This window comes from Croceibacterium selenioxidans (genome assembly GCF_018599195.1).
In the GTDB taxonomy this organism is placed as follows: domain Bacteria; phylum Pseudomonadota; class Alphaproteobacteria; order Sphingomonadales; family Sphingomonadaceae; genus Croceibacterium_A; species Croceibacterium_A selenioxidans.
Window position 1 is genome coordinate 803970 of the sequence record NZ_JAHFVK010000002.1, and the last position, 16545, is coordinate 820514.

Annotated in this window: 18 protein-coding genes and 1 tRNA gene; 11 read left to right on the forward strand and 8 right to left on the reverse strand. The window is 65.3% G+C overall.

Annotated elements, in window-relative coordinates:
* Position 1 precedes the first annotated feature (1 nt).
* Positions 2-997, reverse strand: coding sequence for a threonine aldolase family protein (locus tag KK137_RS12635; protein WP_214536833.1), 996 nt, complete (start codon positions 995-997; stop codon positions 2-4).
* A 54-nt stretch (positions 998-1051) separates the two neighbouring features.
* Between KK137_RS12635 and KK137_RS12640 the strand changes: the two genes are divergently transcribed.
* Positions 1052-1357 (forward strand): GNAT family N-acetyltransferase, encoded by a 306-nt coding sequence (locus KK137_RS12640; protein ID WP_338028072.1) that lies wholly within the window; start codon positions 1052-1054, stop codon positions 1355-1357.
* Here KK137_RS12640 and KK137_RS12645 read toward each other — a convergent pair whose 3' ends face one another.
* The 3 genes from KK137_RS12645 to KK137_RS12655 form a co-directional block, all read right to left on the reverse strand.
* The gene (locus KK137_RS12645; RefSeq protein ID WP_214536835.1) at positions 1358-2896 is read right to left on the reverse strand and encodes a PH domain-containing protein; all 1539 of its coding nucleotides are present in this window, start codon (positions 2894-2896) and stop codon (positions 1358-1360) included.
* Complete coding sequence (locus tag KK137_RS12650) at positions 2893-3372, reverse strand: PH domain-containing protein (protein ID WP_214536836.1); 480 nt, start codon at positions 3370-3372, stop codon at positions 2893-2895. The genes KK137_RS12645 and KK137_RS12650 overlap by 4 nt, the downstream gene beginning before the upstream one ends.
* A gap of 57 nt (positions 3373-3429) precedes the next feature.
* Positions 3430-3504 (reverse strand) — tRNA-Thr (locus KK137_RS12655).
* A 274-nt stretch (positions 3505-3778) separates the two neighbouring features.
* Here KK137_RS12655 and gpmA point away from each other — a divergent pair.
* The 8 genes from gpmA to KK137_RS12695 all read left to right on the forward strand — a co-directional run bounded on the left by gpmA (position 3779) and on the right by KK137_RS12695 (position 11576).
* Positions 3779-4465, forward strand: a complete 687-nt coding sequence (gpmA, locus tag KK137_RS12660) for a 2,3-diphosphoglycerate-dependent phosphoglycerate mutase (protein ID WP_214536839.1) — start codon at positions 3779-3781, stop codon at positions 4463-4465.
* Position 4466: 1 nt separating this feature from the next.
* A complete protein-coding gene (gene purE, locus KK137_RS12665; protein ID WP_250893846.1) occupies positions 4467-4964 on the forward strand; it encodes a 5-(carboxyamino)imidazole ribonucleotide mutase in 498 nt (165 codons plus the stop codon).
* Between the two features lie 15 nt (positions 4965-4979).
* Positions 4980-6032: a 5-(carboxyamino)imidazole ribonucleotide synthase gene (locus tag KK137_RS12670; RefSeq protein ID WP_214536840.1), complete on the forward strand. Its 1053-nt coding sequence runs from the start codon at positions 4980-4982 to the stop codon at positions 6030-6032.
* Positions 6032-6541, forward strand: a complete 510-nt coding sequence (locus KK137_RS12675; protein ID WP_214536842.1) for a dihydrofolate reductase — start codon at positions 6032-6034, stop codon at positions 6539-6541. Before KK137_RS12670 ends, KK137_RS12675 begins: the two co-directional genes overlap by 1 nt.
* 71 nt (positions 6542-6612) lie before the next feature.
* Entirely contained in the window at positions 6613-7536 is a 924-nt protein-coding gene (locus KK137_RS12680) for a bifunctional riboflavin kinase/FAD synthetase (protein ID WP_214536843.1), read from the forward strand.
* Between the two features lie 220 nt (positions 7537-7756).
* Positions 7757-10615: an isoleucine--tRNA ligase gene (gene ileS / locus KK137_RS12685; protein ID WP_214536844.1), complete on the forward strand. Its 2859-nt coding sequence runs from the start codon at positions 7757-7759 to the stop codon at positions 10613-10615.
* Entirely contained in the window at positions 10612-11163 is a 552-nt protein-coding gene (lspA, locus tag KK137_RS12690) for a signal peptidase II (RefSeq protein WP_214536845.1), read from the forward strand. Before ileS ends, lspA begins: the two co-directional genes overlap by 4 nt.
* Complete coding sequence (locus KK137_RS12695; protein WP_214536846.1) at positions 11163-11576, forward strand: DUF3035 domain-containing protein; 414 nt, start codon at positions 11163-11165, stop codon at positions 11574-11576. The genes lspA and KK137_RS12695 overlap by 1 nt, the downstream gene beginning before the upstream one ends.
* Before the next feature lie 30 nt (positions 11577-11606).
* Here KK137_RS12695 and KK137_RS12700 read toward each other — a convergent pair whose 3' ends face one another.
* Positions 11607-12239 (reverse strand): hypothetical protein, encoded by a 633-nt coding sequence (locus tag KK137_RS12700; RefSeq protein WP_214536848.1) that lies wholly within the window; start codon positions 12237-12239, stop codon positions 11607-11609.
* Positions 12229-12735: an RNA polymerase sigma factor gene (locus KK137_RS12705; protein WP_214536856.1), complete on the reverse strand. Its 507-nt coding sequence runs from the start codon at positions 12733-12735 to the stop codon at positions 12229-12231. The genes KK137_RS12700 and KK137_RS12705 overlap by 11 nt, the downstream gene beginning before the upstream one ends.
* 132 nt (positions 12736-12867) lie before the next feature.
* Between KK137_RS12705 and KK137_RS12710 the strand changes: the two genes are divergently transcribed.
* Positions 12868-13410: a PilZ domain-containing protein gene (locus tag KK137_RS12710; RefSeq protein WP_214536857.1), complete on the forward strand. Its 543-nt coding sequence runs from the start codon at positions 12868-12870 to the stop codon at positions 13408-13410.
* Positions 13411-13572: 162 nt separating this feature from the next.
* Here the strand turns inward: KK137_RS12710 and KK137_RS12715 are convergent, their stop codons facing one another.
* Positions 13573-14898, reverse strand: a complete 1326-nt coding sequence (locus tag KK137_RS12715) for a hemolysin family protein (protein WP_214536858.1) — start codon at positions 14896-14898, stop codon at positions 13573-13575.
* Positions 14899-15056: 158 nt separating this feature from the next.
* Between KK137_RS12715 and KK137_RS12720 the strand changes: the two genes are divergently transcribed.
* Complete coding sequence (locus KK137_RS12720) at positions 15057-15737, forward strand: YiaD family glycine zipper/OmpA-like lipoprotein (protein ID WP_214536860.1); 681 nt, start codon at positions 15057-15059, stop codon at positions 15735-15737.
* Here KK137_RS12720 and KK137_RS12725 read toward each other — a convergent pair.
* Positions 15734-16516, reverse strand: a complete 783-nt coding sequence (locus KK137_RS12725; protein WP_214537510.1) for a 3'(2'),5'-bisphosphate nucleotidase CysQ — start codon at positions 16514-16516, stop codon at positions 15734-15736. The two genes, KK137_RS12720 and KK137_RS12725, sit on opposite strands and share 4 nt — an antisense overlap.
* Between the last annotated feature and the right edge of the window lie 29 nt (positions 16517-16545).

Below are 16545 nucleotides of genomic sequence, written 5' to 3' on the forward strand. Positions count from 1 at the left end.
CTCACAGCGCAGCGATGGCCCGGCCAAGAGCCCGGGCGTCCTCTTCCTTCGTGTCCCAGGCCGCAACGAAGCGGGCGGCCTCCGTCCCCCAGTCGTAGAAGCCGAAGCCCTGGGTTCGGAGCGCGTCCCGCTCGGTCGCCGTGCAACGCAGGAAAACCTCATTCGCCTCGACCGGGTGCAACAGACGACCGCCCGCGGCCCCTGCGATCTCTCCCGCAGCGGCATTGGCTGCGCGTGCGTTGGCAAGCCACAGATCGCCTTCGAGCATCGCCAGAATCTGCGCCGCGAGGAAGCGGCCCTTCGATTGCAAGTGCCCGGCGCGCTTGCGGCGAAAGCGGGCGACGTCGGCCAGCGCCGGGTCGAAGAACACGATCGCCTCGGCGCTCATCCCGCCGTTCTTGACGCACCCGAAGCTCAGCGCATCGACGTCGCCGCAAGCTTCAGCGGGCGAGCAGCCGAGCCAGGCGACCGCATTGGCAAAACGCGCGCCGTCCATCTGCACCTTCAGCCTCCGCGATCGGGCGAGCGCGGTCAGGTCGGTCAGCTCCGAGGGCTGATAGCTGCAGCCATATTCGCTCGCTTGGGTCAGCGAGAGCGCGTGGACCTGCACCTGATGCACGTCATCACGGATCGCATCGAGCGCTTCGAGAATCGAAGCGGACGTGAGCTTTGCGTGCTCGCCTTCGGCCAGCACCAGCTTGGCGCCGTGTAGGTAGAATCCGGGTGCGCCGCCTTCGTCCATCTCGATATGAGCTTCGCGATGGCACAGCACCGCGCCGTGCGGCTGGACCATGGTCGAAAGGGCGAGGCAATTGGCCGCCGTGCCCGAAGCAACCCACAGCGCCGCGACTTCGCGCCCGAACAACGCCCCGAACGCCTCGTCCAGCCGGCGGCTCAGAGCATCCGTGTCGTATGGTGTGTCCGGCGAATCCGCCTTCTTCATTGCTTCCCAGACTTGCGGATGGACCGCGGCGGAATTGTCTGAGAGGAATCGCATGGGGAACGCCATGGCTTGGCCGATTGTTCGACGCAATAAGGAGATCGATTAACCGTGGTGCAGCCAATCGAAATCGTCAGGACGGATGAGGTCCATCACGGGTCTTATCGGGCCACCCTCCCCGGCATCGATCGCGCCGCGGAACTGACCTGGGTCGCGCGCGGTCCGGCCAGGATCGCCAGCCACACATTTGTCCCGCCGGAGATGCGCGGCAAAGGCATCGCCCAGCAGCTGGTCGAAGCCTTGATCGCCGACGCGCGGGCGCAGGGTTTCACGATCGACCCGCAGTGCAGCTACGTCGAGGCGCAATTTCGTCGGCATCCGGAATGGGCCGATCTCCTTGCGGAACTACCGAGCTGATCAGCCTGGCAGTCGGGAGAAGTCGACCCGGGCAAGCGTTTCGATCACCGCGGCCCGAATCTCTCGCGCCGTTTCAAGCGGAATGCCGTGCATGCCCAGCGCTCCGCCCGCCACTCCGAAGTCGAGATTGGCGTATCCTCGCCGCCGGGCGATCGGACCCTGCCGAATCTCCACCGTCTGCAGCTTCAGGCGCGAGGCAATGTCGAGCCTCGGCGCCAACCAGCCGCGGCTGACGAAGACGTGCCGGCCGTCGATTGCGTGACGGTCATGACGCCAGAGGAAGTACTCGCGAACCGCAGAGAAGCCGGCCAACAGCACGAACACGCCCTGCGCGATTTGGGCCATCGGAGCGAGGAACGGCAGCAACGTGCCGAGCAGACCCGCCGCCAGGGCCGCTGCCGCCAATACGCTTACACCCATGGCGGCGTTGTCGAAGTGGTATTTCGGACTCGGGCGGTGCCATGACATCTCGGGACCGGGCAAGGCGAAGCCTGCTACCGTGACGACCGGAGCGATCTCTTCCATTTGGGCGAACGGCACGACGACGTGGCTGCCCGACGTCGCATCCTGCGACAGGCTGACCACCTCCAGCGCATGCCAGCCCAAGCGGCGGCGGACGATGCCAGTCGTGACCGCCAGGGCCTGGACGCGGTGCACCGGCATCAGCACGTCGGTGCGGGTGAGCAGTCCGCGCCGGCGACGCAGGCCCTTGGGAGTTTCCTCCAGCCGGAAGCCGTAGTCGCGCAGGACCGTGCGGGAGAGCCCGGTGACCAGACCGAGAATCGAGAACGCCGCCAGGGCTATCGAAACGGCAATCGCCTGCGTGGCGATCCCCAGCCCGGCGATCCAGTGCCCCGGCCCGGCTAGCAACTCCATCCACTTGTCGGCGTCCCAGACATCGAACGGGAGCAGAAAGTCGAACTGCTGCGCCGCGCCCGCAACCACCGCGAAAACGACGAGCGAGAATTCGAACAGCCCAAAGGTGACTAACCGGCGAAGGTCCATCGCAAAGAGAGTGCGGGTCTCGGGCGCAAGGGACCCTTCGCTTTCAGACAGCGGGCCTGTGCGAACTCCGTCCCGCCGCTCCCGCACCGCCTCGCGAAGAGCGGCGCCTTCGGCCTCGGTGACGAAGGCCAGCTTGAGCTCGTCTTTTCCACCAGCGCCGGTCTCAAACTTGACTTCGACCAGGCCCAGCAAGCGCGGCAACAGCTTCTGTTCGAGGCTGACGTCCTGTATCCGTTCATAGGGAACCGATCGGGCGGTGCGGTTGATGATGCCGCCCTCGATCCTGACGTCGCTCTCACCCAGGCGATAGCGGGTCTTGCGCCAGACCAGCCAGCCGCCGCCGAGACTGAGGAGCAGGACCGCTCCCAGAATTGGCAATATCGCCATCCCGGCCCCATCCCAATTGCGCGAGCCGAACAGCACGGCGATGACCGGGAGGATGGCGTTGCGCAGGCCCATCAGGCCCTGCACAGCAAAGCTCAGCGGGCTTGCACGCCGCCAGCCCCCTCGTTCGTCTGCAACGTCTTGGTTCACATCGTCTCGCGCTTGACGTGCGCGCGAATGTGTTCGCGCATCGCCACTGCGTCGTCATGAGTCAGGCCCGGCAGGCGGACCGAAGCGTTATGGTTGCCGGCGGTGTGGAGCACCAGCGTCGCGAGGCCATAGCCCCGCTCGACGGGGCCTTGGTGGACGTCGATGTGCTGGACGCGGCCGAACGGCACCACGGTGTCGGACCGGAACAACAGGCCCCGCACCACGCGCAGCCGGTCCCCACCCATCTGGTACCCGCGCGCCTGGTAGCGTGTCAGCGGCACGCGAACGATGGCATAGAGCGCGACTAGCAGCACCGGCACGATGAAGGACCCGCGCGGCAGGACGCCGGCGACTTCAAGCCCCAGCGCCCCGATCACGAATGGCAAAGTGCCGATCAGCCAACTGACGCGCAGCGACTTCACGTAATTCGGATGAAGCGGGGTCAGCTCGTCCCCGTCGCGGTCGGACTGTTGCATGGTGCCCTAGATGGACAACACACCTGCCGATGGCAAGGAAATCTGGAATCGCGGGAATGGTGCTGCTGGGGAGGATTGAACTCCCGACCTCACCCTTACCAAGGGTGCGCTCTACCACTGAGCTACAGCAGCGCCTGCTGAAGAGGCGCGCGCTATTGTCGCGCCGCTTCGCGATGTCAAGCGGTGCTTGAGCGACCCTGCAAATAGCGGCTAGGCATTGCCGATGAGTGAAGACCGGCAAAGCATGTCTCGCGAAGAAAGGCTGGCCGCCAAGCTGCGGGAAAACCTAAGGCGGCGTAAGGTTCAGTCGCGCGAGCTCGAGAATCGTACAGAGGGCGAAGCCCTTTCCAAAAAAGAGCCGCCCCGCTAACGGCTCGCGCTCAATATTGCAGGAGCGTCCGTCCCCGTGCCCAGCCTGATCCTCGTCCGCCACGGCCAAAGCCAGTGGAACCTGGAGAATCGATTCACCGGCTGGTGGGATGTCGACCTCACCGAAAAGGGCGTGACCGAGGCGAAAGCCGCGGGCGAACTGCTGGCCGGCACCGGCTTGTTGCCAACCCGCGCATTCACCTCACTGCAGACCCGCGCGATCAAGACGCTGCACCTCGCACTCGAGGCTTGCGGCCGGCTGTGGATCCCCGAGACCAAGGACTGGCGCCTCAACGAACGGCACTATGGCGGCCTGACCGGCCTCAACAAGGCGGAGACGGCGGCCAGGCATGGCGAGGAGCAGGTCAAGGTCTGGCGCCGCAGCTTCGACGTGCCGCCGCCGGTGCTCGAGGCGGGCAGTGAATACGATCTCTCCGCCGACCCCCGCTATGCCGGGCTCGACGTGCCGGCCACCGAGAGCCTCAAGCTGACGATTGAGCGCGTGCTGCCTTACTGGGAAGCCGCGATCATGCCCGAACTTGCCAACGGAGAGACGGTCATCGTCTCGGCCCACGGAAACTCGCTGCGGGCGCTGGTGAAGCACCTCTCGGGCATCTCGGATGAGGACATCACCGGACTGGAGATTCCCACCGGGGAACCGATCGTCTACGACTTCGACGACAAGATGCTCGCCGGCGAGCGCCACTACCTGAAGGATCGCTAAAATGGGGGGAGCCCCAGCTCCGAAAGTCGCCATCGTGATGGGCAGCCAGTCCGACTGGCCGACCATGGGCCATGCCGCGAAAGTGCTCGACCAGCTCGGGGTCGCCTACGAGGCGCGGATCGTCTCTGCCCACCGCACGCCCGAACGACTGGTGGACTTCGCCAAGGGCGCGGCCGCGGAAGGCTTCCAGGTGATCATCGCCGGAGCGGGTGGCGCCGCCCACCTGCCCGGTATGGTCGCCAGCATGACGCACTTGCCGGTGTTCGGCGTGCCCGTCATGTCGAAGGCGCTTTCGGGCAAGGACAGCCTGCTCTCGATCGTGCAGATGCCCGCCGGAATTCCTGTCGGCACGCTGGCGATCGGAGACGCCGGGGCGACCAATGCGGGCCTGCTGGCCGCAGCGGTGCTCGCACTGTCGGATTCCGCCCTGTCCGAAAAGCTTCAGGCCTGGCGCGCGGCGCAGACCGAAGCCGTGGCCGAGAAGCCGGCCGATTCCTGAACAAGTGACCCCCGCATGATCCAGCCCGGCGCCACCATTGGTATTCTCGGCGGCGGCCAGCTTGGCCGGATGATCGCCATGGCCGCGGCCCAGCTCGGCTATTCCTGCCACATCTACGCCCCCGAAGAGGAGAGCGTCGCCGCGGAAGTCAGCGCCCGGTTCACGTGCGCCGAGTGGGACGACCACGCAGCGCTGAGCGCCTTCGCCCGCGATTGCGCCGTGGTGACCTACGAGTTCGAGAACGTGCCGGTGGAAGCGGTCAATGTCATTCCCTCGCAGCTTCGCGCGCCCGGCACCCGCGCGCTCGAGATCGCCCAGGATCGACTGACCGAGAAGCGCTTCGTGGAAGAGCTCGGCGGGCGGCCCGCACCTTTCGCACCGGTCGACGATGAAACCGGCCTCGCCGACGCCGTCGCCCAGATCGGCGCACCCGGCATCCTCAAGACCCGGCGTGACGGCTACGACGGCAAGGGCCAGTGGCGCATCGCCTCGGCGCAGGACGCCGCCGCGCTGCAGCTTCCCGGGCCCGGCCTGATCTACGAAGGCTTGGTGAAGTTCGAAGCCGAATTCTCGGTGATCCTCGTCCGCGGTCTCGATGGCGAGGTGCGGTTCTGGGATTCGGCGCAAAACGTGCACGAGAGCGGCATCCTCGCCACTTCTTCGCTGCCGGCCGCGTCGATTGCCGGTGAGCAAGTGGCCGAAGCGCGCAAGCTGGCCTATCGTGTGGCCGAAGCGCTCGCCTATGTCGGCGTGCTCACGCTCGAGTTCTTCGCCACGCCCGACGGGCCGGTTTTCAACGAAATGGCCCCGCGGGTCCACAACTCGGGCCACTGGACGATTGAGGGCGCGGTGACGAGCCAGTTCGAGAACCACGTCCGCGCGATCCTCGGGCTGCCCCTGGGCGACACCTCGACGATGTGGCCGACAATCCAGATGACCAACCTGATCGGCGAGATCGAAGGCGGGATCAACCGGCTGCTGTCCGACACCCGCAACCACGTCCACCTCTACGGCAAGAGCGAAGCCCGCCCTGGCCGCAAGATGGGCCACGTAACGAAGTTAGGCTGATGGCGCAGCGCGAAATCCTGTTCATCGTCGCCCGGGCCCTCGACGGCACGATCGGGCGCGACAACGACGTGCCGTGGAAAATCAGTGCCGATCTCAAGCGCTTCAAGCGGCTCACCATGGGCAAACCGATGATCATGGGCCGCAAGACCTTCGACAGCCTGCCCGGCCTGCTCCCGGGCCGTCGCCACATCGTGCTGACGCGGCAAAAGGGCTGGAGCGCCAAGGGTGCCGAAGTGGTGCACTCGGTGGACGAGGCGCTGGCGCTCGCCGGGCCGGGCGATATCGCGGTAATCGGCGGGGCGGATATCTTCGAGCTGTTCATGCCGCTCGCCACGAAGCTCGAGATCACCGAGATTTTCGAGAACACCCAGGGCGATGTCTACATGGCGACGCCGGACCCACGCACCTGGCGCGAAACCGCGCGGGTGAAGCACATGGCCGAGGGCCGCGACCCGGCATACGCCTTCGTGACACTGGAAAGGTCCCCCTCGCGCTTGCGGGAGGGTTAAGGGGTGGGACTGTTGCGCCGACACGCTTGCCCACCCCCCAGCCCCCTCCCGCAAGCGCGAGGGGGAGAATAATGCGCTTCGGCCATCGCGATCCGGTGCCGGAAGGCCTGCGTGGGGCCATCATCGCGCTCGGCAATTTCGATGGCTTCCACCTCGGCCATCAGCGCGTGGTGGCGGAGACGGTCGAGTGGGCGCGCGCCGAGGGCCGCCCGGCCATCGTCGCCACTTTCGACCCGCATCCGGTGCGCCATTTCGCGCCGCATGTCCCGCCGTTCCGCCTGACCACGCTTGACCAGCGCGAGGAGCTGTTCGCCGGGGCGGGTGCCGACGCGATGATGGTGTTCGATTTTGACGACGATCTCGCCGCCATGCCCGCCGAAGCTTTCATCGGCGACTTGCTCGGCGGACCCCTAGGGGTAGCCGGGGTAGTGACGGGCGAGGATTTCACCTTCGGCAAGGGACGCGGTGGTAACCTCGCCCTGCTCGAAAGCGAGGGTGCCCGCCACGGCATCAGGGCGCGAGCGATTGGCCCCGTGCTGGAAGGCAAGATCGCCGTCTCGTCCAGCCGCATTCGCGACGCGCTCAAGGCCGGCGACTGCGAGACCGCGACGCAGCTGATGACCCGGCCATTCGCAGTGCGTGGGATCGTCCAGCACGGCGACAAGCGGGGGCGCGAGATTGGCTATCCCACGGCCAACATCGACCTCGGTCCCTACCTGCGGCCCCGGTATGGGATCTACGCCGTGACCGGGCGAATCCTCGATACTGGCGAGACCTTGAGGGGCGCGGCCAACCTTGGGATTCGGCCCACCTTCGATCCGCCGAAGGAACTGCTCGAACCTTACTTCTTCGACTTTGACGGTGATCTCTACGGGCGAGAGATCGAAGTGGCGCTGCACCACTTCCTCCGTCCGGAGGCCAAGTTCGCCAGTCTGGCAGAACTGATCAATCAAATGGGCGAGGATTGCGCGCGAGCCGGTGAGTTGCTGGGCTAAGTTGTGCGATCTGATCCCAAGCCGGGTCATAGAAATACCCATCCCCGTTCGTGGTGAGCCTGTCGAACCACCACAGCTAAACGTCAGCGTCCTTCGACAAGCTAAGGACGTACGGAGGTGTCGGGCTGGCTTTCAAGTGGGGCCAATTCATCTCAGCCACCCTACCTTCCGCGCGAACAAAATTGCAGTCGCCCCTCGCCCCCGCTAAGGCCCGCGCTCCATGTCCGAACAACGCGATTACAGAGACACCGTCTTCCTGCCGAAGACCGATTTCCCCATGAAGGCCGGCCTTCCGCAGAAGGAGCCGGGCCTCCTCGCGCGCTGGCAGTCCGAAGGGCTCTACCAGCAGGTGCGCGAGAACCGCGCCGGGCAGACGAAGTTCATCCTCCACGACGGCCCGCCCTACGCCAATGGCGACATGCACATCGGCCACGCGCTGAACCACGTGCTCAAGGACATGGTCGTGCGCACGCAGACCCTGCTCGGCAAGGACGCGCCGTACGTGCCCGGGTGGGACTGCCACGGTCTCCCGATCGAGTGGAAAGTCGAAGAGCAGTACCGCAAGAAGAAGCTCGACAAGGACCAGGTCCCGGTCGAGGAATTCCGCGCCGAATGCCGCGCCTATGCCCAGCATTGGGTCGACACCCAGCGCGAACAGCTCAAGCGCCTCGGCATCAACGGCGATTGGGATAATCCCTACCTGACCATGCACTTCGAGGCCGAGGCCACGATCGTGCGTGAACTGCTAAAGTTCGCAGAGAGCGGCCAGCTCTATCGCGGCGCCAAGCCGGTGATGTGGTCGCCGGTCGAAAAGACCGCGCTGGCCGAAGCCGAGGTCGAGTACGAGGACATCACCTCGACCCAGATCGACGTGGCATTCGAGATTGTCGAAAGTCCGATCCCCGAACTGGTCGGCGCGCATGCGGTGATCTGGACGACCACGCCGTGGACGATCCCGGCGAACCAGGCCTTGGCTTATGGGCCGGAGGTTGAGTACCAGATCGTCGTCGAGCCCAGCGGCCGACGCCTGCTTGTCGCGAGCCTGCTCGAGGATGGCGTTTTCAAGCGTCTGTCAGGCGCATTCGACGACTACCGTTGGACAACCGGTTGGCGCGGCAAAGGCTCCGACCTCGCCGGCACCGTCGGCCGCCACCCGATGCACCACCTCGGCGGGTTTTACGCCGAGCCCCGTCCGTTCCTGCCCGGCGACTTCGTCACCACCGACAGCGGCACGGGCCTCGTCCACATGGCGCCCGACCACGGCGAGGACGACTTCGAACTGTGCAAGGCGCACGGCATCTCGCCCAAGTTCATCGTCGAGGCCGATGGCCGTTATCGCGAGGACTGGCTGTGGCTGCCGCGCACCGACGAACGGTCGATGTCGGTCATCAACCCCAAGTTCAACGCGCCCGAAGGGCCCGTCTGCACCGACCTGCGCGAGGTTGGCGCTCTCCTCAGTGCATCCACCGATTACCAACACTCTTATCCCCATAGCTGGCGCTCCAAGGCCAAGGTGATCTTCCGCTGCACGCCGCAGTGGTTCGTGCCGATGGACAAGCCGGTGATCGAGCACATCGACAACCGCCAGGAACAGCGCTGGGAGAACGAGGGCGGGGCGCAGGAGCCGAAGAAGACGCTGCGCCAGGCCGCGCTGGATTCGCTCGATCAGACGCGCTTCGTGCCCGAAAAGGGGCGCAACCGCATCGGCTCGATGGTGGAAAGCCGCCCCGACTGGGTGCTCAGCCGCCAGCGCGCCTGGGGCGTGCCGATCACGCTGTTCGTCGACCGCAAGACCGGTGAATACCTGGTCGACCCGGAGGTGAACCAGCGCATCGTCAGCGCGGTGAACGAAAAGGGCGTCGACGCCTGGTCGGACGCCAATGCGCAGACCCTGCTCGGCAACCAGTACGACGCCGCCGATTACGAGCGGATCACCGACATTCTCGACGTCTGGTTCGATTCGGGATCGACCCATGCCTTCGTGCTGGAGTCAGGCCGCTGGCCAGACCTGCAATGGCCGGCAGATCTCTATCTCGAAGGCTCCGACCAGCACCGTGGCTGGTTCCAGTCCTCACTGCTCGAATCCTGCGGCACTCGCGGGCGCGCGCCCTACAACGCGGTCCTCACCCATGGCTTCACGATGGATGCCAAGGGCGAGAAGATGTCCAAGTCGAAGGGCAACACCGTCAGCCCGCTCGACGTAATGAAGGAATACGGCGCCGACATCATCCGCCTGTGGGCGCTGTCGGTCGACTTTACCGAAGACCACCGCATCGGGCCCGAGATCCTCAAGGGCGTGGCCGACCAGTACCGCAAGCTGCGCAATACCTTCCGCTACCTGCTCGGCGCGCTCGACGGGTTCGCGGAAAGCGAACGAGTCAGTCCCGATGCGATGCCGGAGCTCGAACGCTACGTCTTCGCGCTGCTGGGCGAGCTCGACGCCAAGCTGCGCAAGGCGGTCGATGACTTCGATTTCAACACCTACACCCGCTCGCTGATCGACTTCTGCAACGAGGACCTCAGCGCCTTCTATTTCGACATCCGCAAGGACCGCCTCTATTGCGACGCGCCGACGGATCTGAACCGACGTGCCTATCGCACGGTTCTCGACACGCTGTTCCAGGCGCTGATCCGCTACGCCGCGCCCGTCATGGTCTTCACCTCCGAGGAAGTGTGGCAGAGCCGCTATCCTGACAGCGCCAGCGTGCACCTGCTGGTTTGGCCGGACGTCCCTGCCGTAAGCGCCGACACCGTCCGCTGGACCGCCCTGCGCGGGCTGCGCGTGCAGGTGACCGAGGCGATCGAACCGCTGCGGCGCGAAAAGACCGTCCGCTCCAGCCTTGAGGCCGAAGTGACCGTTCCCTCCGAGCTGGTGCCCGAAGGCTTCTCCGACAGCGACCTGGCGGAACTGTTCATCAGCGCCGCCGTACACCGCGCGGATAGCGACACCGTAACCGTGCGCAAAAGCGGAGACGCCAAGTGCGGCCGTTGCTGGCGCTTGCTCCCCGACGTCACCGAGGATGGTGGCCTGTGTGATCGCTGCGAGGATGTCGTGGCCCAACTGGATGCCGTTTCATGACCGTCGAAGCTGAACCGAACCCATGGCGTAATCGCCTTGTCGGCCTCGCGCTGGCGGCTGGGGTCTATATCCTGGACCAGTGGATCAAGGGCCGTGTGGTCGGACCATGGAACTTGCGCGAAGTCGGTGTGATCGACTTGCTGCCGTTCTTCGATTTACGCTGGACGCAGAACTTCGGCGTCTCGCTCGGCATGTTCGAAGCGACCTCGCCCGAAATGCGCTGGGGCCTCGTCGGCGTGACGGGCCTGATCGCACTGGTGGTGTTCGTGTGGATGCTGCGCGAACGCAAGATGTGGGACATCGCCGGCCTCGCGCTGATCCTGGGCGGAGCCATGGGTAATATCCGCGACCGCATCGAACTGGGCTACGTGATCGACTATGCCGACTTCCACATTGGCGAATTCCGCCCGTTCCTCATCTTTAACGTCGCCGACGCCGCAATCACCGTCGGCGTGCTGATAATCCTTGCTCGCGCGCTGTTCATGCGCGAGAAACCGGCCGCCTCGCAAGGGGGCCAAGAGGCGGACAAACCCGCGGAGATTTCCTGATGCGCATGACCACCCGGATCGTTCTTGTCGCCAGCAGCGCGGCCCTGCTTGCCGCGTGCAGCAGCGGCGACGTGCTCGGCAGCCGTGAACGGCCCGACGAATTTGCAGTGCAACGCCAGGCCCCCCTGGTGGTCCCGCCCGATTTCTCGCTGACGCCGCCTGTTCCGGGCGCTCCGCGTCCGGCCGATAGTTCGGCTTCGCAGCAGGCGCTCGACGCCCTGTTCGGCGGCCCGGCCCAGCGCAGCGCGGTTGAATCGAACGCCATCAGCCGCGCCGGCACCTCCGATCCGGGCATCCGCAGCTCGGTCGGCGATCCCAGCACCTACACGGTGGACAAGGGCGGCACGACCCGCACGATCCTCGCCGCGCCCGAAGGCGATGGCCAGGATGCACGGGCTGTCATCGCTTCCTAGATATTTGAAAGGGCTCGCTAGCCGGGCCCATCATTCACCCGCTTCGAGGGATTTAAGCAGCGCGCGCAGGTGCTGCCGGCGCGGCTCGAGCTTCTGCGCCACCTCACGGCTGGCCGCGTAGGGCACATAGACCGCTGACCATACCATGGCGCCCATGATGAACAGGTGATGCCACACAGAGAAGCTGGTGTCGGTGTTGATCTGGAACGTGAGCCAATAGAGCAGGGTCGCGCCGATCATGGCGGGGGCGACCCACAACACGCCGATGCCCCAGCTTCCGTTGGCGATCTGGAATTCGATCAACGTCAGGCTGCGCCCGATCTCGTCATTCAACGAGTTGCCGAAGCCTCGCTCACGCTGTGCCTGGCGCCGGTGGCTCACCCAGAAGGCCACGACCCACAACACGAACAGGAGCGTGCCCATAGCCGCAGCGACGGTCTGCAACACGGGACCGCGAACGACGACGAGCACCCAGAGCCAGAACCCGGCGAACAGCGCCATCCCGGCACCGCAGACGTATACCATCCACTGATCTCGACGCATCTTGCGCCGGACTTTGTCCTGTTCGTTCTGGAGCACCAACTGGAGCAAATCCCGGTTCACTCCGTAGAGCGGCTTGTCGTCCTGGGCGCGCCACGCGTCCATCATCTGGTCAAAGTTCATCGTGCTCTTCCTTCGCGAGCTTTTCGGCCAGCGCCGACTTGATACGGTTGATCTTCACCCCGACATTGCTTTCGCTGAGGCCGAGGATTTCGGACATTTCGCGGTAACTGAACCCGTCCAGCATCAGCAGGGCGAGCGAGCGGTTGACCTCGTCCAGCTCCGCGATGCGCTGGTAGATCCAATCGAGACGCGGATCGCGCTCTGTCGGGGCGATGAGCACTCCCGAGGCCGCCTCCAGATCGTTGCGCCCGTGGCCGTGCTTCCGCTCTTTCCGGTTCCAGGCCAGCGCCGTGTTAAGCCCGACACGGTAGATCCAGGTGCCTACCGAGGACTCGCCGCGAAACGCCTCGATCGAGTGCCATACCTGCAACGCGATTTCCTGGAACAGGTCCTCGCGATCCGTCTGGTTTGCCCCATAGACTCGCGCCACCTTGAACAAGATGGCTTGGTGCCCCTCGATCCATTCCCCGAAGATTCGATTGCGTTCAGCTTCCACCATTCCCCACCTTCGCGCCGTTAGTAGCGGCCCGGGAGGCTTTTCTTACGTCGAGCTACGATGAGCGCGGACTAAGTACATTTCCGAACTGCACCGGCTTCCAGCTTTCAGGCTAGGAAATGATTTGAAGCCATGTCCAGCGCGCCACCCACTCACCGTCCGCGTCGCGAGCATTCGCGCTTGCGGCTGAACTTACCCGCCAGGCTAGTGACGACGGAGGGTGAGAAACTGATCTCCTTGCTCAACCTCTCGCAAGGCGGAGCCCGCGTGAGGCTTCCCGCCGATAAGCAGATCAGCGGTGGCGTGCTCAAGTGGATGGACAACGAAGTCTATGGCGTAAAAGTCTGGCAAGCCGGACCTGAGGTCGGTCTAAAGTTCGACCACCCTATCGATTGGAACTGGGTCGTGGCGACGCGGCACTGGCAGCCTCCACGCCGCACGAAGCGCGATGACTCGCTGAGCTACGCCCGCGACTGGGCAAGGGGTGTCAACCAGGACAAGTTTGAGACGAATGCACAACTCGACGCACGGGTGCGCCGGAACATAGCTGCGCTCGACATCCACAAGCTACGGAGGTCTGGAGACAGGCTTCGCTGGGCCCGCCGATGGCTTGCGATCCTTCTTCTCAGTGTTGCGGTCGGCCTGGGCGTGGGACTGTGGGGCAAGCCAATCTAGACGAAGGAAGTCGAGGTCGCCAATGACGCGCCCGGGACGACTTCGTTTGAAGCTACAGGCCGACCGAGGTTCACGCAGCCAAACTAAGATATGCCCGTCGCTTCCTTCCGGTCCGCAGTTGCTTGCGCCCCTCGGCAGGCAATTCACCCCAAACCGTCGGCCTCACTTCCCCTCAGTGAATGGGTCCGGCTTTTCGCCGACCTGGCAGACCATCAGCTTGTCGATCTTGCGGCCATCCATGTCGACCACCTCGAATCGCCAGCCCTGGTCTTCAAACCATTCGCCTTCGTGCGGGAGCCGCTTGAGCACCGACAGGACGTATCCTGCGGCGGTGGCGAACTCCCGGTCCTCCGAGAGTTCGAGGCCGAGACGCTCGGCCAACACATCGGCCGCCATCGCGCCGGCGATCAGGAGCGAGCCGTCGGCCCGCTCGACCACGTCGGGGTCGTCGCCTTCGTCCTGGTGGCTGGCGAAGCTGCCGGCGATGGCGCGCAGCAGGTCTGCCGGGGTGACGATACCTTCGAGGTGGCCATATTCATCATGCACCATGGCCATGGCCGTGCCCGATTGCTGGAGCATGCGCAGCGCGTCCATCGCGTCGAGCTGGTCGGGTACGACCTCGGTCTTGCGCACGAGGGCCTGCAGATTGGTAGGTTCTCCCGCAAGCATGCGGGCGAGGATGTCGCGCACCTTGACCACGCCGATCATCTTTTCCGGCGAGCCTTCCGCCACGGGAAGCAGCGAATGCGGAGTCTCGGCGAGCGTTTCGCGGATCTCCTCTTCGCCCGCCGCAACGTCGAGCCAGTCGATCTCGGTTCGGGGCGTCATCAGCTCGCGCACCGGCCGACTGGCCAGGCGCATGACTCCGGAGAGGATCGCCCGCTCTTCCTCCTCGATAACGCCGGAATGCGTGGCTTCGGCGAAAAGCATGTGCAGCTCTTCCGCCGTAACGCCGTGTTCGCCGCGGTGACGCACGCCGAGCAGGCGCATGATCAAGCTGGACGACCGGTCGAGCAGCCAGACGAACGGGGCGGCGACTTTGGCGAGGATGGCCATGGGCCGCGACATGTAAATGGCGATCGGCACGGCCGCCCGCAGCGCGAACTGCTTGGGCACCAGTTCGCCCACCACCAGACTGAAATAGGTCGTCAATGCGATGACCAGGGCAAAACCGGCGTCTTCGGCCGTATCCGCGGGAACGCCGAGAGCCACGAGCCACTCGCCAACGGGACCGCCGAACGTCGCTCCCGAATAGGCACCGGCGATGATCCCGACGAGGGTAATCCCGATTTGGACCGTAGAGAGAAATTTGCCCGGGTCGGCCGCGAGAGCGAGCGCCGTCTTCGCGCCCTTGCTGCCCCGGTCCGCGGCCACGCGCAGCCGCGCCGGCCGCGCCGAGACGATGGCAAGCTCCGACATCGAGAAGACCCCGTTGATCAGGATCAGCGCGATCAGGATAGTCAGATCGGACCAGGGAAACGGCGCCATTTGTTCCGCGCAGCTAGCAGATCGTGCCTCGCACCGAAACCCGGCACGATGGACTTGTGGAACGCCGGACGCCGCGAGGCGTTTCAGTTCCCATCATTCCCTGCACTCGCGGCGTCTCGCCGCGAATCACTCAATCGAAAACAAACGTGAGGACTTCGATGAATACGTCGCGCATTCTTGTTTCCGGCCTGGCGGCCGTCTCCCTGCTCAGCCTGTCCGCTTGCGTCACCGACCCGAATACCGGGAAGCAGCACGTGTCCCGCACCGCCATCGGCGGCGTCGGTGGCGCGGGTCTCGGCTACCTGCTCGGCAGCGTGATCGGGGGCAAGACCGCGCGCATCGTCGGGGCGGGCATCGGCGGCGTGGCCGGCGGCGTGATCGGCTACCAGATGGACCAGCAGATCAAGGAACTGGACGAGGCGACCGCCGGCAGCGGCGTCGACGTGAGCGAGACTCCCGATGGCAAGGGAATCCTGGTCAGCCTGCCGGACGTCACTTTCGCAGTCGATTCGACCACCATCAGCCCGAACTTCCGGGCCGCCCTCGATGAAGTGGCGCAAAGCCTGCAGAAATACCCCAACAGTCTGATCGACGTGATGGGTCACACCGATTCAACCGGGTCGGACGCCCACAACCAGGATCTCTCGCGCCGCCGCGCCGAATCGGTCGCGGGCTACCTCACCATGCGCGGTGTGCCGAGCGCACGTATCGCCACGATGGGTTATGGCGAGCAGTATCCGATCGCCGACAACGCCACCGAAGAAGGCCGCGCCCGCAACCGCCGCGTCGAGATTCGCATCACCCCGGTAAGTCAGGATGACGTGAACGCGGCCCGCTAAACCGCCGAATACTTCGCAGCGCGCTCCGCCAGTCGCTCCACCGCCGCGCGGTGGATGGCGGGCGCGCTGACGAGGACACCGAAGGCCCGAGGATCACGCTTGTTGTAGCTGAGAGCGCGGCCGAAAGCGTCGGATACCGCCGCCCCCGCCTCGCGCGCAATCAGCGTCGCAGCCGCCACGTCCCATTCGTAGCCCCAGCGCAAGGTGGCAAGGAGGTCGGCCTGGTCGTCCGCCACCATGGCGATGCGTAGGGCGATGGAGTTGGGCCGCTCGACCATCGACAGGTCCTGGTCCTCCGGCGGTAACGTGCTGGCCGGAACGCGGGCTCCCGGCAGTTCGCGCCGGGTGCTGGCGGAAAGCCTGCGGCCGTTGAGCCAGGCGCCCTGCCCTGCAGTCGCGGTCCAGGTCTCCTTTCGTGCGGGCGCTTCGAGCAGGCCGATCAACGGCTTGCCGGCGCTGATCAGCGCTACCGACACCGCCCAACCGGGCCGCCCGGCGATGAAGTCCCGCGTGCCGTCGACCGGATCGACCAGCCAGCAGAGCCCGCGCGCGAGCCGTTCGGGATGGTCGACCGATTCTTCGGACAGCCAGCCCGCCGAAGGGAGCAGCGCGCAAAGCTCGCGCCGCAGGAACGCATCCACCTCAAGGTCCGCCTGGCAGATCGGGCTGTCGTCGTACTTGCTCCAGCTCTTGACCTCGTTCCCGGCACCGGGCCACAGGCGCATGGCCATGCGGCCAGCCTCACGGCAAATTTCGGTTAGTCTGGCGTGATCGAGCATGCCGGGCCAACTGGACATGGCGCGAAGGG